This is a genomic window from Hymenobacter aranciens, assembly GCF_030580865.1.
Lineage (GTDB): Bacteria > Bacteroidota > Bacteroidia > Cytophagales > Hymenobacteraceae > Hymenobacter > Hymenobacter aranciens.
On the sequence record NZ_JAUQSY010000004.1, the window covers coordinates 433,033 to 459,088 of the forward strand.

A 26,056-nucleotide genomic window follows, 5' to 3' on the forward strand; every position below is an offset into this window, starting at 1 on the left:
AGTTATGAGTTTTTTTCGTTCTGCTTGTCCTGCTTCTCTTGCTGCTTCTGCTTGTCTTGTTGGTTGTGTTTCGTGGTCAGGATGATGCTCGTCAAAATCTTGATGAGCTCTTGGTTGTGACCGTGAATGGAGGCGAAGCTGGCTTCGGACAGGAAGTCATTGTCATACAGCAGGCGCAGCCAGTAAGAGGTTTCACGGGCTTCACGAACGGCGATGCTGAGCCGATGAATAAAATCGGCGGAAGAGCTGGCCGCTACGGCTTCCTCCACATTAGCTCCGATAGAAGTTCCACTACGCAGTAGCTGCTTAGAAAGAACATATTCCCGGTGCTCACTGACCAAAAATTTATAGGCTTTCACAATGCGGGAAGCGAAGTCAAATGATTTACGCCGGATGGTACTCTCCTTCATCCTGCAAATAACTCAAAATTCATAACTCAAAACTCAATAAGCCGTGTTCCGCCACATCTTCAAGCTCATCTGGAACCGCAAGCGGCACAACAGCCTGCTGCTGTCCGAAATATTCTTCTCTTTCGTGGTGCTGTTTCTGGTGGGCACGGTGCTTATCACCTACGCCACGCACTACCTCGAGCCGCACGGCTTCAACTACCGGCAGGTGTGGCGGCTCGAGATTAAGGCCGGGCAGGGCGAGAAGATGCCCCGCGCCGAGCTCGACGAGGTGCTGCGCCGGGTGCAGGCGCTGCCGGGCATCGAGCAGGTGGCCCTGACGAGCGGCAATCTGCCCTTTACGTTCAACAATAACAACTCCTTTTTTAAATACCAGGGTCGGAAGTCGGGCCTGACCGACACCTACGACGCCGACGACCACTACGCCCAGGTGATGCAGTTGCACCTGCGCGAGGGCCGCTGGTTTGCCAAGGGCGACGACGGCAGCCACTACCGCCCGGTGGTCATCAGTCAGAACCTGCGCGAGGCGTTGTTTGGCAAAGGCCCGGCACTGGGCAAAATCTTTTCCTTCGACTGGGATAAGAAGGGCGAGGCCGTGGCCTGGCAGGACAAGTTTCTGGTAACCGGCGTGGCCGACGACGTGCGTATGGGTAACGACTTCGGCGAAGCCACCCCCTCGATGTGGAAGCGCCTCATTCCCTTTGACACGACGCACTGGGAGACGGCCAACGTGGTGGTGCGCGTGACCCCGGGCCAGGGCGGTGCGCTGCAGGAAAAAATAGCCCGCACCGTGGCCGGCGTGACGCGCCAGTGGACCACTATGGTGCGTGTGATGGACCAGGACCGCCTGCACAAGCGGCGCTACACCCTGGTGCCGATGCTGGGGCTGGTCATTGTGAGCGTGTTTCTGATTGTGAACGTGGCGTTGGGCCTCTTTGGCGTGCTGTGGTACAACATCAACCAGCGCCGGGCCGAAATTGGGCTGCGCCGGGCCATGGGGGCCACGGGCCCGGCCATCAGTCGGCAGTTTTTGGGCGAGATGCTGGTGATAACTACCCTGGGCATTGCGCTGGGCGTGCTGCTGGCGGTGCAGTTCCCGCTGCTCGATGCCTTTGAGCTGGCGCCGCAGTTTTACCTCATGGGCATTGGGGTGGCGGTGGCGGCCATTTATGTACTCACGGCGGTGTGCGCCTGGCAGCCGAGCCGCCTGGCGGCGAGCATTCAGCCGGCAGTGGCGCTGCGCGAAGAATAAGAGCTAAGGATATTTCGTCGCATCCGCTTTGGTTTTCCAGACATATACATGGGAAGCACCACAGTAGCACTGCCAGTTTCTGTCATACCCTGGAAGAACTTTGCAGCACCTCTCTCGCGGCTTGTAGCACTCCTCTCGCGGCTTGTAGCACTCCTCTCGCGGCTTGTAGCACTCCTCTCGCGGCTTGTAATACTTCTCTCGCAGCTTGTAATATCCCTCTCGCAGCTTGTAATACTCCTCTCGCAGCTTGTAATACGAGTGTTGCAGCTTGTAATACGAGCGTTGCAGCTCGCAATACGAGTACGGTGGCTTACAATAGAGGTGTTGTGGACCAAAATAAGCGTGTTGCCAGATTCGACAACCGTGCAACCGTAGCTGGCAGGTGGGACTAGTACTTCTTCATTACTTCAACCAGCCTATCAGTCCGGCATTGCTTTTCCGCTCACAAGCACGCTTACTACTTACCTTCGCCTTCCCGCTATGATACTCATTATTGACGACGACCTGGCCGTGCGCACCTCGCTGAAGCTGCTGCTGAAGCAGGCGGGTTACGCCACGCAGGCCGTGGCATCGCCCACCGAGGCCCTGGCCGCCCTGGCCGAGGCTACGCCCCGCCTGGTGCTCATGGACATGAACTACTCGCTCGACACCAGCGGGCACGACGGCCTGACGCTGCTGCGCCAAGTAAAACAGCTGCGGCCGGCGCTGCCGGTTATCCTCATCACCGGCTGGGGCAGCATCACGCTGGCCGTGGAGGGCATGAAAGCCGGCGCCGCCGAGTTCGTGACCAAGCCCTGGAACAACGAGGCCCTGCTGCAAACCATTGGCACGGTGCTGAGCCTGGCCGAGGCCCCGGCCGACAGCGCCCCCGCTGACGGGGCCGCCCTAAGTCGCCGCCAGCTCGATAAGCAGTTTAAGTTCAGCAGCATTGTGGGGCAGGATGCGCAGCTGCTGCACGTGCTGCGGCAGATAGGACAGGTGGCCGCCACCGATGCCTCGGTGCTCATCGAGGGCGAGAGCGGTACGGGCAAAGAGCTGATTGCCGAGGCTATTCACCACAACAGCCACCGCCGGGGGCAGCCGTTCGTGAAGGTAAACCTGGGCGGCATTTCGAGCAGCTTGTTCGAGAGTGAGATGTTTGGGCACCGGCGCGGGGCCTTCACCGATGCCAAGACCGACCGCCTCGGCCGCTTCGAGATGGCCAACGGCGGCACCATCTTTCTGGACGAAATAGGGGAGCTGGAAATGGCCAGCCAGGTGAAGCTGCTGCGCGTGCTGCAAGACCGCACCTACGAGGTGCTGGGCGACTCGAAGCCGCGCCGCCTCGACATTCGCGTCATCGCCGCCACCAACCGCAACCTGGCTGAAATGGTCAGCCAGGGCCGCTTCCGCGAGGATTTGTTTTACCGCATCAACCTCATCAGCGTGCGCCTGCCCGCCCTGCGCGAGCGGGCGCAGGACATTCCTCTGCTGGCCCAGCACTTCGTGGATGGCCTGCGCGCCACCTACCACCGCCCGGCCCTCAAGCTCAGCACCCGCGCCCTGCACTGGCTGCGCGAGCAGGTTTTGCCCGGCAACATCCGCGAGCTCAAAAACCTGGTGGAGCGCGCCGTGCTGGTAAGCGGCAAGGAAGAGCTGGGGCCCGAAGACTTCCAGGCGCAGCACCAGCGCGGACCGGTGGTGACGGCCGCCGCCGGCGAGCTGCCCGCCCCCGGCACCATGACGCTCGACGAGCTGGAGGCCCAGATGATTCGGCAGAGTTTGGCGCACTACGACGGGAATATCAGTAGGGTGGCCAAGGCCTTGGGGCTGAGTCGGGGGGCGTTGTATCGGCGGCTGGAGAAGTATGCCATTCCGTTTGATGAGTAGGTTTGGTATTGGGTGTTCGGTTTTGGGTGTTGGGTATTTGGCATTGTGCTAGCCAGCCCCTAAAACCCAATACCTAAAACCAAATACCCGACACCTTTTTGTTACCGCCACCAGCATGCGGCTTAGTTGATGTCCCTCCGCCTCCATTTCATCCTCACCTTCGTACTGTTGCACGGCGTGCTCATCGCGCTGGCCTGGCAGCTGCGCAGCATCAACGTGCCGCTGTTCGTCGGCGCGGAGGCGTTTCTGGCCGTCAGCACCGTGCTGTCGGTGCGGCTGTACACGGGCTTTGTGAAGCCGTTTCACCTCATTGCGGCGGGCACGGCGGCCATTCGCAGCAAGGACTTTAGCATGAAGTTCGTGCCCGTGGGCCAGCCCGACATGGACGAGCTCATCAGCGTGTATAACCTCATGATTGACGAGCTGCGCCAGGAGCGCGTGAGCCAGCACGAGAAGAGCTTCCTCTTGGAGCGGCTCATCGAGGCCTCGCCCGCCGGCATTCTCATTCTCGACTTCGAGGGCCGCATCGACAGCGCTAACGCGGCCGCCGCCCGCTTCCTGGGTTTGCCCGAGGCCGCGCTCACCAAGCAGTGGCCCGCCGCCCTGCCCGGCGACTGGGGCACCACCCTGGCCGACTTGCCCGAGGGCCACAGCCGCACCCTGCGCCCGGCCGGCCTGCCTACCTACCGCGTGCAGGCCTCTCACTTTCTGGACCGGGGCTTCACCCGCCGCTTTCTTATCATAGAAGAGCTGACGCAGGAGCTGATGCAGCAGGAAAAGGCGGCCTACGAGAAGCTCATTCGGATGATGTCGCACGAAATCAACAACTCCATCGGCGCCATCAACTCCATCCTGGGCAGCTTCCGGCACTACGCCCCGCAGCTCGACGCCGACGACCAGCCCGACTTCACCCAGGCCCTCGACGTGAGCGTGGCCCGCAACACCCAGTTGGCCAATTTCATCGGCAACTTTGCCCACCTCGTGCGGCTGCCGCCGCCCGCGCCCGCGCCCACCGATTTGCACGCCCTGCTGCGCGGCATCGGCCGGCTGCTGCAGCCCCAGAGCGAGCAGCGTCGTATCCGGTGGCACCTCGAGTTTGGGCCAGAGCCGCTGGTTGTCAGCCTCGACCAGCAGCAGCTGGAGCAGGCCTTTCTGAACATTGCCAAGAACGCGCTGGAGGCCATTCACGCAGACGGCAACGTGTGGGTGCGCACCACCACCCACCCGCTCACGGTGACCATCGAAAACGACGGCCCGCGCCTGGCACCCGAGGTCAGCCAGCGGCTGTTCACACCCTTCTTCAGCACCAAGCGCGATGGCCAGGGCATCGGCCTGACGCTGGTGCGGGATATTCTGCTGGCCCACGGCTTCGGCTTCCGGCTGGAGCCGGGGGCCACGGCGGGCGCGGTATTCACCGTGGAAATGGCAGGGTAGAGCCTGAGCACTAGGAAGTACAGGAAGCCTTGCCTACATTTGGCAGACGCTCACCTGTTTCCTGCTATGATACGCTCGTTTACCAGTCTGGCCGTCCGTCGGCGGTCCTTTTTGGCGGCTGCGCCGCGCAGTTTCTATTACCCGCTGGCTGCCGCGTTGCTGGCATTGGGCAGCCCGGCCGTAGCCCAGCAGCGGGCGGCGCCGGTCTTGTTCCAGGACGATGCGGCGGCCCGCGCCGCCGCCCAAACCTCGCCGCTGGCCGCCCTGGTGCGGCAGGCGCGGCCCTTCTCGCTCGACCCCGACGTCGTGCTGGCCGCGCTGGCCGCCGCGCCGCGGGAGGGTACGGCCGACGGCACGCCCGTGGTGCTGGCCCTGCCCCTGCCCGATGGCCGCACCGCCCGCTTCGCCCTGCGCCAAACCGCCGTGATGGCCCCGGCCTTGGCCGCCCGCTACCCTGCTATCCGCACTTATTCCGGCGCGGGGCTCGACGATGCCACCGCCAGCCTGCGCCTCAGCCTCGAGCCGGGCGGGCTGCATGCGCAGGTGCTATCGGCCACGGCGGGGCCGGTGTACCTCGACCCGGTGAGCCTGACCGATAACGCTCATTACCTCAGCTACGAAGTGAGTGCGCGGCTACCCCCCGGACCGCTGCCGGGCTGTGCCGCGCCGGCCAGCACTCTTCCGGCCGCTTTGCCCGCGCGGCGGCCGGCATCGGGCAGTGCCCTTGCCACGGCAGGCCGGAGCGCGGGCGCAGCCCTGCGGGTATTTAAGCTAGCCGTAGCCACTACTGATGAGTACACCGCGGCCCGGGGTGGCACCCGCGCCAGTGCCCTGGCGGCGGTGGTCACTACCGTCAACCGTATCAACGGCCTGTATGAGCGGGAGCTGAGCGTACGGCTTCAGTTGGTAAACAATAATGAGTTGATTGTGGCTGCCAATTCCAGCACCCGCCCTGACCCCTACTCGAACAACAACGACGCTGGCACTGCTCTATCCGAAAATGCGACGCACCTCAACGCCGTCATTGGCTCGGCTAATTATGACATCGGGCACCTGTTTGGTACCTACGGCGGCGGTTATGCTCTCATTGGTATTCTCAACAACTACGCCAGCTACAAGGCCTATGCCCAGACGGGACTCAGCGACCCGGTGGGCGATGCCTTTGACATTCAACTGGTGGCCCACGAACTGGGCCACCAGCTGGGGGCGTACCATTCCTTCAACTCGACCGGCAGTGGCAGCTGCTCGGCTACCAACTGGGACTACAATGCCGCCTGCGAGCCCGGCTCCGGCTCGACCCTGATGGCTTACCCCGGCCTGTGCGGCAACGATAACCTGCAGGGGGGGCGCGATGCGTACTTCCACAACGTAAGCTACGAGCAAATAAGGCAGGAAATAGATTTCGCCACCATTGGCACCAACGGCCTGCCGACCGGCAATACAGTGCCCACCGTAAGCGTGCCCGCCAGCGACAAAACGCTACCCATCGGCACTCCTTTCAAGCTAACGGCGGCGGCCACCGATGCCAATGGTGACGCCCTGACCTACTGCTGGGACCAGCTCGACCTGGGCCCGGCCGCCGGGCTCACCGCCCCGCAGGTGGCGGACGAGCTGGTGCCCCTGTTTCGGTCGTGGGCGCCCAGCAGCAGCCCCACGCGCTACTTTCCCCGCCTGAGCACCCTGTTGGCCAATGGCACTAACCTGGCCGAGCGTTTGCCCACCGTCGACCGCACGCTGGTGTTCCGGTGCCTGGTGCGCGACCTGCACGCCGGGCCGCAGGGCGTAGTGGGCGGCAGCGCCAACAGCGAATCGGTGCGCCTGAACGTGAGCAGCGCGGCGGGCCCATTCGTGGTGACGGCCCCCAACAGCCCCATCAGCTGGACCGCCGGCTCGACCCAAACCGTGAGCTGGAACGTGGCCGGCACCACTGCCAACGGCGTGGACTGTGCCACGGTGAACATCCGCCTGAGCACCGACGGCGGCCTCACGTACCCCATCCTGCTGCTGGCGGGCACCCCCAATGATGGCAGCCAAGCCGTTACGGTGCCCAATGTGCTTACCACTACCGCGCGCCTGATGGTGGAGGCCGCCGACAACTATTTCTTCGACCTCTCCGACTACGACTTCACCATTACCCCCGCAGTCGTGCTACCCAGCCTCGGCAGCCTCAGCCCTGCCAGCGGCCCGGTGGGCACCCGCTTCACGCTGCAGGGCAGCAATCTGGCCGGCGTAACGGCCGTGACGGTGGGCAGCGTACGCGTGCCTTTCACCATCGTTTCGGCCTCCAGTCTCAGCCTCCAAGTGCCCGACAGCATCGCCGGCCCGGCTGCCGTGGCAGCAACCAGCAGCGCCGGCAGCAGCAATGTCTTGCCGTTCAGCATCACTCCGGTTATCAGCAGCCTGTCTCCTACTACGGGCGTAACGGCGAACTCCGTGCAGATTGGCACCACGGTCGTCATCACGGGCAGTGGCTTGCTGGGCGCGACGGAAGTACGATTTAATGGCTTGGTGGTCAATAATAGCACGGTGAATGCGGCGGGCACCGCCATCACCGTCACCGTGCCGAGCGGCGCCACATCTGGCTTCGTGACGGTACTCACCCCGGGCGGGCGGGCTACCAGTCCGCAACCGTTCACCATCACGGAGCGGCCCTGTATGCTGCCCAGCTCGGTCAGTTTCAGTATTATCACAGCCACCACGGCCCGGCTGGTGTTTGCGGCGAATCCCTCGGCCCCGCGTTTTTACCTCGCCACGCTCTCCCCCGGCAATCGTATCGACACGCTCTGGACGACGACAAGCTTTACATATAATAACTTGATACCTAACACCATTTACACCTTCACCCTGCGCAGTCAATGCGGCTACAGCCAGTCTTCGCCAACGCTTACGCGCCGCTTTGCCACGCCCGCGGCGGGCTCCAACAATGAGTGCGCGGGCGCCACGCCGCTGGTGCCCGGTGCCCCGGGCGAAAGCTGTATTCCTACGGGTAGCTCGCTGGGCACAGCTACGCAGTCGCGCCCCCCGGCCGAGTGCAGCGGCTCGCTGGCCACCACGGCCCGCGACGTGTGGTTTCGCTTCGACGCCGCCGGGCCGGTGCATACCATCGTCGCCAACAGCTCGGGCGATGGGGTGCTGGAGGTATTTGCCGGCCCCTGCGGCAGCCTTACCAGCCTGCAATGCGCAGATGCCGTTGCTACCGGCGGCGAGAGCCTGACACTGACTACGCTGACGCCGGGCACGAGGTACTGGGTGCGGTACTATCATAAAGACTTTGGTCTTTCCTTCTTCTCGGCCTGCGTCACGACGCCGGCCCCGGTTTCGGCCACCTGCCCGGCTCCTGCCAACCTAGTGGTCAGCAACGTGACGGCCAACTCGGCCAGCGTGGGCTTCAGCTCGTCGGGGCCCGGCAACCAGTACGTCGTGACCACCAGCCCGCCCTCCACCACCCAAACGGTCAGCGCCGGCCCCGTCATGCTCAGCAACCTGCGCGACGCTACCGCCTACGTAGTCAGCGTGGCCAGCGCCTGCCCCGACACCACCGCTTCGGCCCCCGTGCTGGCCACGTTCACCACCGACTACCCCGACCTGGTAATCGATGGCAGCTTCAGTGACATTACTGCGCGCACTTACCGCAACGTGACGATAACGGGCACCGGCTACGGCCAGCTTGGCGGCAACACGCCGGCCGGGCGCAACGTGGTCGTCGTCGGCACGTTCCGGATAGAACGCGGCGGCTACCTCGACGACAACTGCCGGCTGATTACCGGCCCCGGCAACTTTGTGCTGGAACCCGGAGCTACGATGAATATCTGTGGTACGCAAGGCATTAGCCTGAGTGGCGCCACCGGTACGGTACAAGTGACGGGCACCCGGTCGTTTGGCCGAAACGGCAATTATGAGTACACCACCTGGGGCGCTGCGCCGGCCATCACCGGCTCGGGGTTGCCCGACACCATTAACACGCTCCTGGTGGGGGGCGACCGGGCGCAGCACTTCAACCTTAGTAACACCCTGGTGGTGCGGCGCTATGTGCAGCTCACGAGTGCCAGCCTGTACCTGGGCAACTCCAATCTGACGCTGCTTTCCGACATTCACGGCACGGCCTCGCTGTATAATGAGCCAGGCGTGCGGGTGGTGAATGACGGGAGCGGCCGGGCCACCGTGCAGCGCTACATCCACCCCAGCACCACCTACCGCGGCCCCGGCTACCGGCACTACAGCTCGCCGCTACGGGCCGCCTCGGTGGCCCAATTGGCCGTGCCGGGGCAGTTTGCCCCCGTCGTGAATGCCGCTTACAACCCGCTGCCTGCCCCGGCGTTGCCTGCCAACCAGTTTCCTACCGTATTCCGCTACCGCGAAAGCCGCCTCACGCCCGCCTTCTCCGATTTTGAGGCGGGCTGGGAAAGCCCGGCCAGCCTGAACGACCGGCTGGTGCCCGCGCAGGGCTATACGGTCAATATCCCGCCCAGTGCCAGGGTCGCGCTCACCGGCGAACTCACCTGCGATGAGGTGAACACCGGTCCGCTCAGCCGCGGTAGCGGCCCCAACGCAGGTTGGCACCTGCTGGGCAACCCCTTCCCGGCCCCCCTTTTTCTGGCAGAGTATTTCAATGACAGCCTGCCGGCCGGGCTGGCGCGGGCCGTATATGTTTTTGAGCCTGACAGCCATTACGGCGGCTTCTACCGCTCTTACGTCAATGGTGTCGGCACGGATGGGCAGCCCTACCTGACCCTATCGGTGATGCAGGGCTTTTTTATGCGCGTGACCCAGGACCTACCCGGCGGCTACACCTTCCGCCACTACCTGCGGGGCACCAATCCCGACTCGGCAGGCTTCCATCGCCCGGTTTCGGGCAGCCTCCGCGCCCCACGTCCCCTGCTGCGCCTCACGCTGGCCGGCACTGCTGCCCAAGGCGCGGACCACACCGTGGTGTATCTCGAAAGCGGCGCCACCGCCAGCGGCACCGACGCCCGCTACGACGCCGCCAAGCTCACAAACCCCGGCGCGGCCCCGCAGCTGGCCACGCACATGCCCGGCGCGGGCAACGAGCCGCTGGCCATCAACGGCCTGCCCGACCTCACTGCCCGCGCCGACATCCGCGTGCCCCTGACCCTGCGCCTGCCCGCTGCCGGCCCCTATCAGCTGCGCGTGACCGAGCTCAGCAACTTCGACCCCAGCGTGCCGGTGTGGCTGCTCGACCACGCCCGCGGCACCCGCGTCAATTTGCGCCAGCAGCTTGGTTACAACTTCACCGCCTCCCAGGCGGGCGCGCTCGATGGCCGCTTCGAGCTGCTGCTGGGCCGCAGCAGTACGGCGCTGGCAACGACCAGTGCCGCGGCCAATGCGTTCAGCGTGTGGCCCAACCCGGCAGCAGTGGGGCGGAGCCTGCAGCTGGCGCTGGACGCCCCCGCCCCGGCCGCTACGGCCACGCTCACCACGCTGCTGGGGCAGCCAGTGGCGCGGATGAGCTTCGGCGGGAGCACCGCCGAGCTGGCCACGGCCGGGCTGGCGGCAGGCACCTACCTGCTGGTGGTGAAGGCAGCCGGACAGCCAGCCAGCACCCGGCGCGTGGTGCTGGAATAGCAGATGTGTTGAGCGAGGTAGGGGCGGGACTTCCCTCGCCCCCTACCTCGTTCTATTTACCTGTCAGTCGTTATCTTGCGGAATCTTTCGCCATCGCTATGAAGCAGCTAATTACTCATTTGACCACTACTACTCCTTGGGCTGCTTACTGCCGGTCCTTTGCTACGGCCCGGCTTTGCGGGGCGCTTCTGCTATCGGCGCTGAGCTTGAACAGTCAGGCCCAGCAGCGGGCGGTGCCCACGTTATTCCGCGACGACGCGGCGGCGCAAACGGCCGCCCGCACGGCGCCGCTGAACGCCCTGCTCTACCGGGCGCGCCCAGTGTCGCTCGAACTGAGCAGCCTGCGCACGGCGCTGGCCGCCGCGCCGCTGGAGCGGCCGGGCGCACAGCCCATCACATTGGCCCTGCCGCTGCCCGACGGCCGCACCGGCCGCTTTGCCGTGTACGAAGCCCCGGTGATGGCCCCGGCTCTGGCTGCCCGCCACCCCGAAATCCGCACCTATGCCGGCCGGGGGCTCGACGATGCTACCGCCACCGTGCGCCTGGATGTGATGCCGACGGGCTTTCACGCGCAGGTGCTGTCGGCCGATGAAGGGCCGGTGTATATCGAGCCGATGAGTGCTTCGGACACGGGCCATTACCTGAGCCTGCGGCTGGCCGATGCGCGGCCCCAGCAAAATAGCTCGGGCTGTGCGGGAGCTGCTTACCCGCCCGCAAGCAGCAGCCCGGTGCTCATACCGCGCGGAACGGCCGGCGCTACCGGCCCGCAGTCCCGGCAATTGCCGGTGGGCAGCCAGCTGCGCACCCTGCGCCTGGCCGTGGCCACCACCGACGAATATACGGCCCTCTGCGGTGGTCCGGCACTGGCCCTGAGCCACATAATCAGCACCGTGAACCGCGTGACGGGTGTGTATGAGCGCGAGTTGGCCGTGCGCTTAGAACTGATACCCAACGAGGAGCTCCTCATTGCCGCCAACTCCGCCAGCAGCCCCGACCCCTTCAGCAATAACAACCACTGGACTACTGCCCCCGCGGAGAATCAGACGTTCATCGACCGGGTGATTGGCAGCGCTTACTACGACATCGGCCACGTATTTGGCACCTATACGGCCAGTTACGCCTACATCGGCGTGGTGTGCGAAAGCTGGAAAGCGCGGGGAGAAAGCGGCTCCTTCTCGCCCGCCGGCGACTTCTTCAATATCCGGACCGTGGCTCATGAGATGGGCCACCAATTAGGCGCCAGCCACTCGTTTAATTCTGCAAATGCCGGCAGCTGCACGACCAACTACCGGATGGGCAGCGCCGCCTATGAGCCTGGCTCGGGCACTACCATCATGTCGTATGCCGGCCTGTGCCCTCCCGACAATATCGCGAACGAGCCCAGCCCGTATTTCCATACGGATAGCTACCAGACCATTCAACTCAATCTGAATAGCCTGGGCTGCGGGACAATGGCGGCCACCGGCAATACGCCGCCCGTGGTGACAGGCCCGGCCAGCGGCGACAAAGTGCTGCCCATCAGCACGCCTTTTAAGCTGACGGCCAGCGGCACCGATGCCAACAACGATGCTCTGACCTACTGCTGGGAACAGATGGACAAGGGCATCAGCGACTCACCCTCGTCGCCGCAGGCGGTGGGGCAGACGCCGCCGCTATTTCGCTCGTGGCCGGCCAGCAGCAGCCCTACGCGCTACTTCCCGGCCCTGCCCACGCTGCTGGCCAACACCAGCAGCCCCGCCGAGCGGCTACCCACGGTGGCCCGCCCGCTCACCTTCGTGTGCACCGCGCGCGATGCCCACAACGGCCCGCTGGGCGTGGTGGGCGGCGTGGCCCAAACCACCGACCTGGCCCTGCGCGTGACGGCCAACGCCGGCCCTTTCCTGGTGACGGCCCCCAACGCGGCCGTGAACTGGGCCAGCGGCAGCACCCAGACCGTAACCTGGAACGTGGCCGGCACCGACGCTAACGACGTGGACTGCACCAGCGTGAACCTGCGCCTGAGCACCGATGGCGGCTACACCTACCCTATCATACTGCTGGCCAACACGCCCAACGACGGAAACCAGGCCATCACGGTGCCCAACCTGGCTACCACCACGGCCCGCATCATGGTAGAGGCGGTCGGCAACTACTTTTTCGACATCTCGAATGCCAACTTCACCATCACGGCCAGCCCGACGGCGCCGGTGCTCAGCAGCCTCTCGCCCGCAAGCGGCGCGGTGGGCAGCACCATCAGCGTGACGGGCAGCAACCTGACGGGTTTGAGCACCGTGACGGTGGGCGGCGTGAGTGCCACGTTTGCGGGCGTTTCGGCCACGGGCTTCAGCTTTGTGGTGCCGGCCGGGGCCCCGGCCGGCCCGGTGCTGGCCACCACGGCCAATGGCGCCAGCAACGGACTGGCGTTTACGGTGCTGCCGGCCATCAGCAGCTTCACGCCGGCCAGCGGCACGGCGGGCAGCCTGATTACCATCACCGGCACCAGTCTAAGCGAAATCACGGCCCTGCGTTTTAACGGCACGGCGGCTACCAGCTTCAGCAGCAACGCCGCTGGCACGCAGCTGACGGCCACGGTACCCACCGGGGCCACTACGGGTCTCATCACCCTTACGACACCTGCCGGCACAGCCAGCAGCGCTACCAATTTCACGGTGCTGCCCACGCCCTGCACGGCACCTACCGGCCTCACGTTCCGGCAGATTGGCAGCTCCTCGGTCACGGTGCTGTTTGCGACCAGCGCGGGCGCACAGTCGTACACCGTGAGCACCACCCCGGCCTCGACCACCCAAACCGTGAACTCCGGCTACGCGGTGCTCACCGGCCTGACGGGTAACACCGCCTACACGCTCAACATCGTGAGCAACTGTGCAGGCGGGCAGACGTCGGCGGCCGCCATGGCCTCATTTAGCACCGCTCCCGCCACCCTCAACAACGAGTGCGCCTCGGCCGTGGTGCTGACGCCCGGTGCGCCCGGTGCCGACTGCTCGCCTACCGGCGGCACCGTGGCCGGCGCCACCCAAAGCCAGGCGCCCAACACCTGCAACAGCTCCCGGCCCGCTACGGCCCGCGACGTGTGGTACCGGTTCACGGCTACTTCCGACGCCCACATTCTCAGTGTCCGTAGCTCGTTTGTGGGCGTCATTGAGTTGTTTAATGGCAACTGCGCCGGCCTGACCAGCCGCACCTGCGCCAACGCCAACCAGCGCATTGGCGAGGTAACCAGCCTGAGCATGACTGGCCTGACGGTGGGCACTACCTACTGGGCGCGCTTCTACGCCTCGTCGAGCAGCGTGCCCAGCCAGCCGGAGTTTTTTATCTGCGTAACGACGCGGGCCCTGGGTTGCCAGGCGCCTACCAACCTCGCTGTCATTAACCCCTCTACCTCCACAGGGCGGCTGGACTTCACGGGTTCGCCTACGGCCATTGACTACACCATCACCACGGTGCCGTATTCGACGCCGGTCACGACCAGCCTCACCAGCCTGAACCTCATCAACCTGCAGTATGGCACCACCTATACGGTGACTGTGACGAGCAACTGCTCGGGCGGGGTAACGGCGGCGGCCAGCACCACCTTCACCACCGAGACGCCGCCGCCTTGCACGCCGCCCACCGAAGTGCTTATCAGCGAGGTGACGATGACGGATGCCCTGCTCTCATTCGCGGCCAACCCCAACTATAATTACGTTCGGGTGAGCACCGTACCCGCTACCATCAACCTCTATACCACCGCCAACCCCATCCGGCTGACCGGCCTGACGCCTGGCACCACCTACACGGTTTCGGTGGAGCTGCAGTGCGCTCCGATGGGCCCGGCCACCCCAGTCAGCACCACCTTTACCACGCTGCCGCCGCCCTGCACGGCCGCCACCAGCCTGAGCGTCGGCAACGTGACTTCCAGCTCGGCCACGGTCAGCTTCACGCCCAGCGCGCAGGCTACCAGCTACGTGGTGACCACAACGCCCGCCAGTACGACGCAAACCATCACCGCCTCGCCGGTGACGCTGAGTGGCCTGCAGGCCGCGCGCAGCTACACGGTAACCATTGCCAGCACCTGCTCCAGCGGCGCGGCGGAGGCCACCGCGTCGTTCACCACGCCGTACCCTGACCTGACGGTGAGCACCACCACTACCATCCCGGCCGGCATCTACAACAACATCACCATCACTGGCACCGGCGATGCCACGGCTGCCGGCAACGTGGGGGTGCAGGGCGTGCTGCGGGTGCAGGCGGGCGGCGCCTTCCACGACGACTGCCGCATCATCAATGGCCCAGGCTCCTTCGTGCTCGAAGCGGGGGCCACGCTCTACATCTGTAGTGCCCTGGGCATTGTGCGCGATGGCTCCTCCGGCGCCATCCGGCTGACGGGTGGCCTCTCTTTCAGCGAGTATGCCTCGTACGTGTATAAGGGGTTCGCACCCCAAGTCACCGGCTCGGGGCTGCCGGCGCAGGTGTTCAGCCTGACGGCGGACGGCGTGGGGCCCGTAAGGCTAAGTAAGTCAGTGAGCATCAGCCGGGTGATGCAGCTTTATAACACCGATATAATCCTAAGCAACAGCAACCTGACCTTGCTTTCCAACGCCAGTGGCACGGCCTACGCGGTGAATGCCGGCACCGGCCAGGTGCTGAATAACGGCACCGGCCGGGCTACCATGCAGCGCTACGTGCGCCCCAGCACCAACTACCGCGGGCCGGGCTACCGTCACTACAGCTCGCCGGTGAGCGGGGCCACGGTAGCCAGCCTCACGCTGCCGGGCAGCTTCGTGCCGCTGGTAAATGCGGCCTACAACGCCCTGCCTACGCCCGCGCTGCCGGTGGCGCAGTTCCCCACCGTGTTTGGCTACGACCAAAGCCGCCTCACGGCCAGCTACCCGGGGTTCGACGTGGGCTGGTACTCGCCCGCGGCCCTCACCGATGCGCTACAGCCCAGCCGCGCCTACACCGTGAACCTGCGCCCCAGCGACACACTCAGCCTGACCGGCCTGCTCAACACCGGCTTCATCGGGACCGGGCCGCTGCGCCGCGGCGTGGGCCCCGATGCGGGCTGGCATCTGCTGGGCAACCCCTACCCCGCCCCACTCGACTGGCACCTTGTCGAAACCACGCCGGGCGCCCTGCCCGCCGGCCTTAGCAATGCCATCTATGTGTATGAGCCTGATGCGCAATACAGTGGTTTCTACCGCAGCTTCACCAACAACATCGGTACGCTGGGCTTCGATGGCGTGGTGCCGGCCATGCAGGGCTTCTTCGTTCGCACTACCAGCGACGTGCCCGGCGGCTTCGACTTCCAGAATGCCTTCCGCCTCACCACCTACCGCAACCCGGCCTTCCACCGCAGCGCCGGCCCTGACGCCGATGCCGCCGGCCGCCCCCTGCTGCGCCTGCAGCTCAGCGGCGCCAGCCCCGAGCCCGACGAAACCGTGCTCTACCTCGAGCGCGGCGCCACCGCCACCGGCACCGATGCCCGGTTTGACGCGCCCAAAGTGCCCAACGCCGGCTCCGTGCCCAGCCTGGCCTCGCAAATGCCCGGCGCGGGCAACGAGCCCCTGGCCATCAACGGCCTGCCACCGCTGGGTGCTGCCAGCTCCGCCGTGCGCGTGCCCCTGCGCCTGACCCTGCCCGCTGCTGGCCCCTACGAGCTAAGCGCGGCCTCACTCACCGATTTCGACCCCGCCCTGCCCGTGTTGCTGCTCGACCTAGCCACCGGCCAGACCACCGACCTGCGCCAGCAGCCGATGTACGCCTTCACCGCCACCCAGGCCGGGGCGCTCAACCAGCGCTTCGAGTTGTGGCTGGGGCGCCCCACCGGCGCGCTGGCCACGTCGGCCGCAGCCAGCACCAGCTTTAGCCTGTGGCCCAACCCGGTGCGCGGCAAAGCCCAGCTGCACCTGGCCCTGGACCGCCCGGCTACAACCGCCACGGCCACGCTCAGCGACGTGCTGGGCCGCCCGGTGGTGCAGCACAGCTTCGGCGGCAGCGCTACTGAGCTATCTACCAACGGCCTGACGCCCGGCACCTATCTGCTGCGCGTGCAGGTGAAGGGCCAAGCCGCCACTACCCGCCGGGTGGTGATTGAATAACGGGTGCTGAGCTCATAAAAGAACGGTCATGCCTCACTCGGCATGACCGTTCTTTTATGAGCTCATTGAGGGAATTTGTCGATGTTTTGCAATAATCAGTCGATTTGCGTCGAGAAGCTGCTACTCTTCATGTTGAAGCAGCGGCGGGACACTTATCTTTGGCGGATATTTTCTCAACTAATTTTTTATGCAAGACTTCTTCACTGGTCTTAATGCCCTGCGGCGGGGCCTCGGTGCCGTGTTGCTGGCGGGCCTCGGGCTGTCGGCCCAGGCGCAGGTGCAGCAACGCGCCAGCAACCTGTTTCTGGAAGACGCGGCGGCCGTGAATGCCGCCCGTAGCTCGGCGCACGCAGATGCGTTCCGGCACGCTCGCCCGCTCACGCTGAATGCCAGTGCCATGCAGGCCACTCTGGCCGCCGCTCCACTGGAGGGCCGCGGCGCTGGGGTGCTGGTAGCCCTGCCGCTGCCCGACGGTAGCGTGGGCCGCTTTGCCGTGGTAGAGGCCCCGGTGATGGAGCCCGGCCTGGCCGCGCAGTTCCCGGAAATCAAAACCTACGCCGGCATTGGCCTCGACGACGCCGGCGCCACCGTGCGCCTCGACCTGACGCCCGGCGGCTTTCACGCCCAGATTCTGTCGCCCACGGCGGGCACCATCTACATCGACCCCGTCACGCGCACCGATACGCAGCACTACCTCAGCTTCTTTCGCCACGACATGAACCGGGCGGCGGCGGGCGAAGTCCCGGTGTGTGGCTTCCGTTCCACGGCGGCGCAGGCGGCGGCTACGGCCCGGCGGCAGGCCGCCGCGCCGGCTATTCTGGCCCAGCGCGCCACGGGCGCCACGCTGCGCACCTACCGCCTAGCGGTGGCCGCTACCGGCGAGTACACGGCCTTCCACGGCGGCACGGTGGCGCGGGCGCAGGCGGCCATCGTGACCAGCGTTAACCGCGTGGTGGGCGTGTACGAGAAGGAGCTGGCCGTACGCATGGTACTGGTGGCCAACAACTCGTCGCTGGTATACACTAACGCCAACACCGACCCCTACACCAACGAAGACCCCGACGCGCTGCTGACGCAGAACCAGAGCAACGTGACCTCCATCATCGGCAATGCCAACTATGATATTGGCCACGTATTCAGCACCGGCGGCGGCGGCTATGCCGGCCTCGGGGTAGTGTGTAATTCGACCGAGAAAGCCCAGGGCGAAACCGGCAGCGATTCGCCGGTGGGCGACGCTTTTGACATCGACTACGTAGCCCACGAGATGGGACACCAATTTGGCGCCGACCACACCTTCAACGGCAACGGCGGCAGCTGCCAGGGCAACCGCAACACCACCACGGCCTTCGAGCCGGGCGGTGGCACCACCATCATGGCCTACGCCGGCATCTGCGGCACGGCCAACGACCTGCAGAACAACTCCGACGCCTACTTCCACGTGGGCAGCTACGTTGAGATTCAGGCCTATCTGGCCACTACCAGCTGCGGCACCACCGCCGCCACCGGCAACACGGCCCCCGTGGTGAGCGGCCCGGCCAGCGGCAAAACCCTGCCGATGAGCACGCCCTTCAAGCTGACGGCCACCGGCTCCGACGCCGACAATGACGCCCTGACCTATTGCTGGGAGCAGTACGACACCGGCGCGGCGGGTTCGCCCACGGCCGCGCAGGTAGCTGGCCGCACGGTGCCGCTGTTTCGTTCCTTTACGCCCGTGGCTTCGCCCACACGCTACTTCCCGCGCCTCAGCAACCTGATTGCCAATACTACCAACATCGGTGAGCGGCTGCCCACGGTGGCGCGCACGATGAAATTCCGGGTGACGGCCCGCGACCAGCATGTGGGCACGGTGGGCACCATTGGGGGCGTGAACTACAGCGCCGATGTGGACCTGACCGTGGTGAGTACCGCCGGCCCCTTCGCCGTGTCGGCCCCTAACACGGCCCTGACCTGGATTACCGGCACCTCCCAGACCGTGACCTGGGCCGTGGCCAACACCAATGTGGCCCCGGTGAGCTGCGCCAACGTGAACATCCTGCTGAGCACCGACGGCGGCCTCACCTACCCCACCGTGCTGCTGGCCAACACCCCCAACGACGGCACCCAGGCCATCACGGTACCCACCATTGCCAATACCACCACGGCCCGCGTGATGGTGGAAGCGGCCGACAACTACTTCTTCGACATCTCGAACGCCAACTTCAGCATCATTGCGCCGGTAGTACCGGTGATTACCAGCCTCAACCCCGTTAGCGGGGTGGTGGGCAGCACCGTCACCATCACCGGCACCGGCTTTCTGGGCACTTCGGCCGTAAGCTTCAACGGCACGGCGGCCACCACCTTCACGGTGGTGAGCAACACCTCGATTACGGTGACCGTGCCCGTGGGTGCCACCACCGGCAGCGTGACCGTGACCAACCCGGCCGGCACCAGCAATGGCGTCAACTTCACGGTGACGCTGCCAGTACCCACCATCAGCGGCCTCTCGCCGGCCAGCGCGCCGGTGGGCACCACCGTCACCATCACGGGTACCAACCTGGGCTCGGCCAGCAGCGTGACCCTGAACGGCACCAGCCTGACGTTCACGCAGGTATCGGGCACCAGCATCAGCTTCATAGTGCCGGCCGGCGCTACCTCGGGCCCCGTAGTGGTGACGACGCCGCTGGGCAACAGTAACAGCACGACATTCACGGTGACCATTCCGGCGCCGGTTATCACCAGCCTCGCGCCCACGAGCGGCCTGGTAGGCATTACGGTCACCATCACCGGCACCGGCTTCACGGGCGCCACGGGCGTGACGTTTAACGGCACAGCGGCTACCGCCTTCACCGTGGTTAGCGCTACTTCCATCACCGTGACCGTGCCTGCGGGCGCTACTACCGGCCTCGTGCGGGTACTCAGCCCCAATGGCATTTCCAACGGCGCGACGTTCACCGTTATTCCACCCGCTCCGGTTATCACCGCGCTGGTTCCGGCCAGCGCTACGGTGGGCACCGTCGTCACCATCAGCGGCACCAACCTGACGGGCGCTACTGGCGTGAGCTTCAATGGCATCGCTGGCACGAGCGTAACGGTGGTAAATGCCACTACCATCACGGTAGTTGTACCCGCGGGCGCCACCACCGGCAACCTCACCGTGACCACGCCCGGCGGCACCTCCAACGGCCTGCCCTTCACCGTGACACTACCCGTACCAGCCATTACCCGCCTCAACCCGACCAGCGGCCTCGTCGGCACTACGGTTACCATCACCGGCACCGGCTTCAGCGGCGCTACGGCGGTGAGCTTCAATGGCACGGCGGCCACATTCACCGTGGTTAGCGCAACGTCCATCACGGTAACCGTACCGGCCGGCGCCAGCACGGGCGCCGTGACGGTAACTACCCCCGGCGGCACCTCCAACGGCGTAACGTTTACCGTGACGCTGCCCGCGCCAACTATCACCAGTCTCGCGCCCGCGACCGGCCCGGTGGGCACTACGGTCACCATCACCGGCACCGGCTTCAGCGGCGCTACCAGCGTGAGCTTCAACGGCACGGCCGCTACGGTTTTCACCATTGTGAGCGCCACTTCGGTAACCGCAACGGTGCCCACGGGTGCCAGCACCGGCAACGTCACCGTGACAACGCCCAACGGTACCTCCAACGGCGTCACGTTCACCGTCACCATCGGCACGGCCACGCAAGCGGCCAACAGCACCAGCTTCGCCGTGTATCCGAACCCGGCCAGCCTGGCGCAGGCGCTGCAGGTGCAGCTGGATGCCCCGACTCGCTCGGCCACCTGCCTGCTGCGCAACGTGCTGGGGCAGACGGTAGCACAGCAACATTTCAGCGGCAGCCGCACCGAGGTATCCACTACCGGTTTGGCCGCGGGCACTTACCTGCTCAGCGTGCAGGCCGAGGGTGAGGCTCCGACTAGCCGCCGCATCGTGCTGAAGTAGCTTTCGAGCACTGGCTTTTAGCAAAGCCCCCGTCCGCAGCTGCGGGCGGGGGCTTTTGCTTTAGCGGGCATTCAAAAAGAGGGGGTATCGCTAAACCCAAACCATATTTTCCAGCAAACCACCTTCAAAATTTACCCGCTCCAAAGAGTTTCTGTCATTTTATCACGGGCACCTATTATTTTTGAGGGTACATTTCTTAAAAAGGAGTAATTTTAAGAAAATCCACCACGAATCAGCCAGTCACCATGACTAGAAAACAACGTCTTGCCACGCTCTGCCTCGGGCTGCTCTTCCTGCTGGCCCTAGTGGCCGCCTTCCTGCCGCAAGACCACCCCGAAGCCAAGCCCAACTCGTTCAACCCCGCCGACCTGGCCTGGATGCTCACAGCCTCCGGCCTCGTGCTGCTGATGACGCCCGGGCTGGCCTTTTTCTACGGCGGCATGGTGAGCAAGCGTAGCGTTATTTCCACGATGCTGCAGAGCTTTATCGCGCTGGGCGTGATTTCGCTGCTGTGGTACGTGGTGGGCTTTTCGCTGGCCTTCGGCGACAGCATCGGCGGCTTGATTGGCAACCCGACCACGTTCTTCCTCTTCAACCACGTGGGCACGGCCCCGCACCCTACGCTGGCGCCCACGCTGCCGCTGGTGCTCTACGCCGCGTTCCAGCTCAAATTCGCCATCATCACGCCCGCCCTCATCAGCGGCGGCTTTGCCGAGCGCATCCGCTTCTGGGGCTACCTGCTGTTTATGGTGCTCTTCAGCTTGCTAATCTACTGCCCTCTGGCCCACTGGACCTGGCATCCCGACGGCTTCCTCTTCAAGTGGGGCGTGCTCGACTTTGCCGGCGGCACGGTAGTGCACATCTCGGCCGGTTTCGCGGCGCTGGCCGGGGCGCTGGCCGTGGGGCGGCGCCACGCCCACCGCGAGGGCCACGTGCATCAGCCCACCAACGTGCCCTTCGTGCTGCTGGGCACCGGCCTGCTGTGGTTCGGCTGGTTTGGCTTCAATGCGGGCTCGGCGCTGGGAGCTAATGCGCTGGCGGTGCAGGCCTTCTTCACCACCCACATTGCCTCGGCGGCCGCTATGCTCACGTGGATGATGCTGGAAGCCGTGCGCGGCCAACGCCCGTCGGCGCTCGGCGCGGCCATCGGAGCCGTGGTGGGCCTAGTGGCCATCACGCCGGCGGCGGGCTACGTCACCTATGGGCCAGCACTGTTCATCGGCGTGCTGGCCTCGGCGGTGAGCACGGCCGCCGTGGCGCTGAAAAACCGGACGACGCTCGACGACACGCTCGACGTATTCCCCTGCCACGGCGTGGGCGGTATCGTGGGCATGATTGCCACGGCCGTTTTTGCCCAGCAGGGCGGGCTGATTACGGGCTCGGCCACGCTGCTCTGGCACCACCTGGGGGCGCTGCTGTTCATCTCGGGCTTCACCTTCGGCGGCTCGTGGCTGCTTTATAAGGTGACGAATGCGCTGATTCCGATTCGGGTGAATGCCACGCACGAGGCCGACGGACTGGATGCCAGCCAGCACGGCGAGACGTTGGTGGTGCTGTAGTACAATGCCGCTGGCCGCAGTCTTAAGGAAGCGGAGCGACCGTGACTGCAGGCCGGCTGACGGGTGCAGTCTTCAGACTGCCGTCGTTAGTCCTGGTTCCGGCAGTCTGAAGACTGCATCCGTTTGCGTGGCTGGCAGTCGCGGCAACCGCGTTGCCTAAGACTGCCGCCAGCCCTGCCCGCCGCCAGCCCTGCAATTAACTCCCAATCAAAAACACCGTCGGAATCTTGTGCAGCTCCGGAGCCGGCAGCTGGCGCCAATCCGCCACCCGTAGCGTGCGGATGAATTCGCCCGCCCCCGTCACGTCGGCCGCCACGCAGAGGCGGGTGCCAGGCTGCAGCTGCGCCAATAAGTCGGCAAACAAAGCTCCGTTGCGGTAGGGCGTTTCGATAAACAGCTGCGTTTGTTGGCGCTGCAAGGCCTCGCGCTCCAGCGTTTTAATGGCTGCCACGCGGGGCGCCTTCTCGATGGGCAGGTAGCCGTGGAAGGCAAACTGCTGCCCATTCAGGCCCGAGGCCATGAGGGCCAGCAGCAGCGACGACGGCCCCACCAGCGGCACCACCCGCAGGCCCAGCCGGTGGGCCTCGCGCACCAGCGCCGCCCCTGGGTCGGCGATGCCGGGGCAACCGGCTTCGCTCAGAATGCCCGCGTCGAGGCCCTGTTTCAGCAGCGGCTCCAGGGCCTGGCGCACCTCGGCATCGGAGCTGTCTTTGTCGATGACGGTGAAGCGTAGCTCCTCGATGACGCGGCTGGGGGCCACGCTTTTCACGAAGCGGCGGGCCGTGCGGGCATTCTCGACCAGGAAGTAGGGCAGGCGGCCCACGGCGGCCAGCACCTGTGGCGGCAGCACCTGCGGGGCGGTATCTTCCGAGAGCGGCGTGGGCAGCAGGTAGAGGGTGGCGGGCATGGGCAAAGCGAATGAGGGCAAGATGTGGCGCAAAGTTCGGGCATAAAAAAACGGGCTGCCCCTGGTGAGGCAGCCCGCGTTGCAGAATGCAGAGAAAAGGACGGCTGGAATGCGCTAGTTGCCAGTCGAAGCGCTGATGGCTGACTCGTAGGACAGCCGACCGTTGAGGCGGCTGCCGAGGGGCTTGGCTTCGGGGGTGCCCCAGGTGTAGCGGCGGCCATCGGCCAGCACGGCCAGCGAGTGCGCCTGCCCGGCGGCGATGCGGGCCCAGGTACCGGGCTGCGCTTTGGCCGGCAAGCTGATGGTCACGGGGCGAGCGAAACAGTTGCCATTCAGGTGGGCCAGCTGGCCGGCCTTGTTGCAGCCCCAACCGTAGAGCTGCCCGTCGGTGGTGAGGGCCAGGGTGTGCGATGCGCCCGCCGCCACCTGCGCCCAGCCCGTAGCGGTACTCTTGCGGGGCAGGGCCACGGCTACCGGGCGCGTGTGCTGCACCATGCTGCCATCGCCGAGCTGGCCTTCGGCATTGCTGCCCCAGGTGTAGAGCTGCCCGGTGGCGGTGAGGGCCAGCGAGTGCCCATTGCCCGCCGCAATGCGGGTGATGGCCCCCGCCCCGGCCGGCAGCACCACGGCCGCCGCCGCCTGCGGGCGGGTGAAAATGGTGCCGTCGCCCAGCTGCCCGAACACGTTGTGGCCCCAGCTGTAGAGGCGGCCATCGGCGGTGAGGGCCAGGGTGTGCGAGCAGCCGGCGGCTACCTGCGCCCAGCGGGTACCGGCGGCCTCGGCGGGCAGGGGCACCAGCGCCGGCTGCAGGCGGCGCGTGAAGCCGTTGAGGCCGAGCTGACCGTCGGTGTTGGCGCCCCAGGCGTAGAGCTGGCCGTCGGTGGTGAGGGCCAGGGTGTGGCTGGCGCCGGCCGCCACCTGGGCCCAGTGGGCGTTGGCGGGGTCGGGGGCGCTGGTGTTGGGCAGCAGCACCTGGGCGGGCTGGGCGTGGGCGGCGGTAGTGCCGTCGCCGAGCTGGCCGTCGAAGTTGCTGCCCCAGGCCCAAAGGGTGCCGTCGGCGTGGATGCTGGCGGAGTGGATGGTGCTGATGGCCAGCTGCCCATCGGCAGGCTGGGCGTGGCTGATGCTGGCTACCGTAAGGAGCATAAGGAGCCAGGCCCCGAAGGGAAGAGTCGTTTTTTTCATAAGTTTTTGCGGAAAAAAGGTGAATAAACGGAGCGTCGCTCGGCATTCAGCCCCATAGATGCGGGGCGTGGTTTCGAGGTTGTCTCTATCACCCGTTTTTTTGCAAAAAACTTCCGTCTTTCTTTAGCGACGGGCCTAAATACTGCCGTTTACGAATTGCTTTTCAGCTTGCTCCAGCACCTGCAGGCGCTGTTCGACAGCATTCAGCGCGGTTTCGGCCTTCTCGGCGCGCATAGTGTGCTGCTGCAGCTGGGTTTGCTGGGCGGCGCTTTGCTGTTCGAGCCTGGTAAGCTGGCGGGCCAGCTCCTGGGTGGCACTCACGTTGAGCATGGCCAGGGCTTCGTAGTCCACGGTGCGCACGTCATTGTGCTCCAGGCCGAAGACAAACACCTCGGCGCGGCCCGCCAGCGCCACGGCGCCGCGCACGAGCAGCTGGCGGGCGCCGACGGCCGCCGTTTGGGCCACGGTGCCCACGACGCTGCCCGTGGGCACCAGCAACCGGAGGCGCTGGCCGGCACTGGCGGCCGTGGTGAGGCCCGCGGGCAGGCTGATGCACACCAGCGAGTCGCCGGCGCGCTGCACGCTGGCGGCCACGGCGTACACGTCGGGCAGGAAGCCTGTTTGCCGGTGCACGGCCTGCGGGAAAACCGCCTCCACCTCCTGCGCGATGACTTTCTTGAACTGCCGGCCGCCGTAGATGGCCCGGTCGCGCATGGTGTAGTCGGTGATGCGCAGTTTGGTGAGCAGGCTCAGGTCGGCGGCGCTGTTGCTGAGGCCGATGACGGCCTTCAGGCGGCGGTCGGAGGTGGCGTTGAACTCGGCGCCCACCACCCGGCCGCTGGCCCGGATGGTCACGTCGGGCTGGTTGCTGTTGCTGAAGCCCGAGCCGTCGGGGCCGTTGATGTTATAGTAGGCAAAGTAGTAGGTGCCGATGCTGGCGCCGCCCTGCACGTCGAGCGGCACCTGCGGAGTGGCCGTGCCGATGCCCACGCGGCCCGCATCCGACACCACCATGCGCCAGCCGGCGTTATAAAAGCCAATGTGCGAGCCGTTGAGCTGCCCCACAAACTGCGTGTTGCCCCCGTTGAGGAACACGCCGCCGCCGTTGGTGCCGTCGCCGGTGTGCATGCGGCCGTTCACGGCCAAGTCGATGCTGTAGCCGCCCGCGCCGCGCACGTCGAGCCGGGCGCCGGGCGCCGTGGTGCCAATGCCCACGTTGCCCGCGCTGTTGATGGTCAGCCCGTCGCCCCCCACGCTGTGCCAGATGGTGGCGCGGTCGTTGGTAGCGTACCACGAGAAGCGCTTGCTGTTGTCGGCGCGGTCGGCGAAGGTGAACTCGGCACTGCCGCCGCTGCTATACACCCCATTGACGACCTGCAGGGGGAAGGCCGGCGCCCCCGTGCCGATGCCCAGGCGGTTCGCGGCGTTGTCCCAGTACAGCTGGCTGCCCTTGCTGCTCAGCCCCGGCGTGCCCGTAAACACCACGGCGCCAGCGGTGCTGGCGGCGGGCAGCACCACGTTGGCCCCGCTGATGGCCGGGGCCACGTACTGCACCGCCGGGCTGGGGCTGATGGTGATGCTGCCGTTGCCGGTGTTGGCCCCGGCCGTCAGGGTCACGGCCGTGAGGCCGGGGGCGGCGTAGGAGCTGCCCCCGCCGCCGCCGCCATTGCCCACCGAGCCGCCGCCGCCCCCGCCGCCGTAGTAGCCGCCCCCGCCGCCGGCCGAGGCGCCAAACGTGCTGCCCTGCCCGCCCTGCCCGAGGCTGCCCGCCTGGGCATTGCCGTTGGATGGCGCCCCCGCGGCGCCGCCGGCCGCCTGCGTGCCGCCCTGGCCGCTGGCCCCGCCG

The 26,056-nt window shown here is 65.8% G+C and carries 11 protein-coding genes; 7 read left to right on the forward strand and 4 right to left on the reverse strand.

Translation table 11 applies throughout. From position 1 onward, the window contains the following. Positions 1–2: 2 nt before the first annotated feature. A complete protein-coding gene (locus Q5H93_RS08155) occupies positions 3–410 on the reverse strand; it encodes a four helix bundle protein (RefSeq protein WP_305006017.1) in 408 nt (135 codons plus the stop codon). A gap of 43 nt (positions 411–453) precedes the next feature. Here Q5H93_RS08155 and Q5H93_RS08160 point away from each other — a divergent pair, with 43 nt between their 5' ends. The 7 genes from Q5H93_RS08160 (at position 454) to Q5H93_RS08190 (ending at position 22,118) form a co-directional block, all read left to right on the forward strand. Continuing rightward, complete coding sequence (locus tag Q5H93_RS08160) at positions 454–1,659, forward strand: ABC transporter permease (protein WP_305006018.1); 1,206 nt, start codon at positions 454–456, stop codon at positions 1,657–1,659. A gap of 480 nt (positions 1,660–2,139) precedes the next feature. Continuing rightward, the gene (locus Q5H93_RS08165) at positions 2,140–3,528 is read left to right on the forward strand and encodes a sigma-54-dependent transcriptional regulator (protein WP_305006019.1); all 1,389 of its coding nucleotides are present in this window, start codon (positions 2,140–2,142) and stop codon (positions 3,526–3,528) included. 129 nt (positions 3,529–3,657) lie between these two features. Further along, positions 3,658–4,962, forward strand: coding sequence for a sensor histidine kinase (locus tag Q5H93_RS08170; protein WP_305006020.1), 1,305 nt, complete (start codon positions 3,658–3,660; stop codon positions 4,960–4,962). A 66-nt stretch (positions 4,963–5,028) separates the two neighbouring features. After that, positions 5,029–10,545: a reprolysin-like metallopeptidase gene (locus Q5H93_RS08175; protein WP_305006021.1), complete on the forward strand. Its 5,517-nt coding sequence runs from the start codon at positions 5,029–5,031 to the stop codon at positions 10,543–10,545. Between the two features lie 98 nt (positions 10,546–10,643). Beyond that, entirely contained in the window at positions 10,644–16,622 is a 5,979-nt protein-coding gene (locus tag Q5H93_RS08180; protein ID WP_305006022.1) for a reprolysin-like metallopeptidase, read from the forward strand. A 187-nt stretch (positions 16,623–16,809) separates the two neighbouring features. Beyond that, complete coding sequence (locus tag Q5H93_RS08185) at positions 16,810–20,559, forward strand: choice-of-anchor Z repeating domain-containing protein (RefSeq protein ID WP_305006023.1); 3,750 nt, start codon at positions 16,810–16,812, stop codon at positions 20,557–20,559. A gap of 245 nt (positions 20,560–20,804) precedes the next feature. Next, complete coding sequence (locus Q5H93_RS08190) at positions 20,805–22,118, forward strand: ammonium transporter (RefSeq protein ID WP_305006024.1); 1,314 nt, start codon at positions 20,805–20,807, stop codon at positions 22,116–22,118. A gap of 196 nt (positions 22,119–22,314) precedes the next feature. Here the strand turns inward: Q5H93_RS08190 and Q5H93_RS08195 are convergent, their stop codons facing one another. From Q5H93_RS08195 to Q5H93_RS08205, 3 genes are all read right to left on the reverse strand, one after another. After that, positions 22,315–23,025 (reverse strand): SAM-dependent methyltransferase, encoded by a 711-nt coding sequence (locus tag Q5H93_RS08195; protein ID WP_305006025.1) that lies wholly within the window; start codon positions 23,023–23,025, stop codon positions 22,315–22,317. 114 nt (positions 23,026–23,139) lie between these two features. After that, positions 23,140–24,210 (reverse strand): RCC1 domain-containing protein, encoded by a 1,071-nt coding sequence (locus Q5H93_RS08200; protein WP_305006026.1) that lies wholly within the window; start codon positions 24,208–24,210, stop codon positions 23,140–23,142. A 135-nt stretch (positions 24,211–24,345) separates the two neighbouring features. After that, positions 24,346–26,056 (reverse strand): tail fiber domain-containing protein (locus Q5H93_RS08205; RefSeq protein ID WP_305006027.1); only part of this gene is annotated, 1,711 nt, incomplete at its 5' end.

Coding starts and splice junctions, on each gene's coding strand:
- Q5H93_RS08190 (WP_305006024.1), top strand. CDS start 20,805: ATGACTAGAAAACAACGTCTTGCCACGCTCTGCCTCGGGCTGCTCTTC.
- Q5H93_RS08195 (WP_305006025.1), bottom strand. CDS start 23,025: ATGCCCGCCACCCTCTACCTGCTGCCCACGCCGCTCTCGGAAGATACC.
- Q5H93_RS08165 (WP_305006019.1), top strand. CDS start 2,140: ATGATACTCATTATTGACGACGACCTGGCCGTGCGCACCTCGCTGAAG.
- Q5H93_RS08175 (WP_305006021.1), top strand. CDS start 5,029: ATGATACGCTCGTTTACCAGTCTGGCCGTCCGTCGGCGGTCCTTTTTG.
- Q5H93_RS08170 (WP_305006020.1), top strand. CDS start 3,658: ATGTCCCTCCGCCTCCATTTCATCCTCACCTTCGTACTGTTGCACGGC.
- Q5H93_RS08200 (WP_305006026.1), bottom strand. CDS start 24,210: ATGAAAAAAACGACTCTTCCCTTCGGGGCCTGGCTCCTTATGCTCCTT.
- Q5H93_RS08185 (WP_305006023.1), top strand. CDS start 16,810: ATGCAAGACTTCTTCACTGGTCTTAATGCCCTGCGGCGGGGCCTCGGT.
- Q5H93_RS08155 (WP_305006017.1), bottom strand. CDS start 410: ATGAAGGAGAGTACCATCCGGCGTAAATCATTTGACTTCGCTTCCCGC.
- Q5H93_RS08180 (WP_305006022.1), top strand. CDS start 10,644: ATGAAGCAGCTAATTACTCATTTGACCACTACTACTCCTTGGGCTGCT.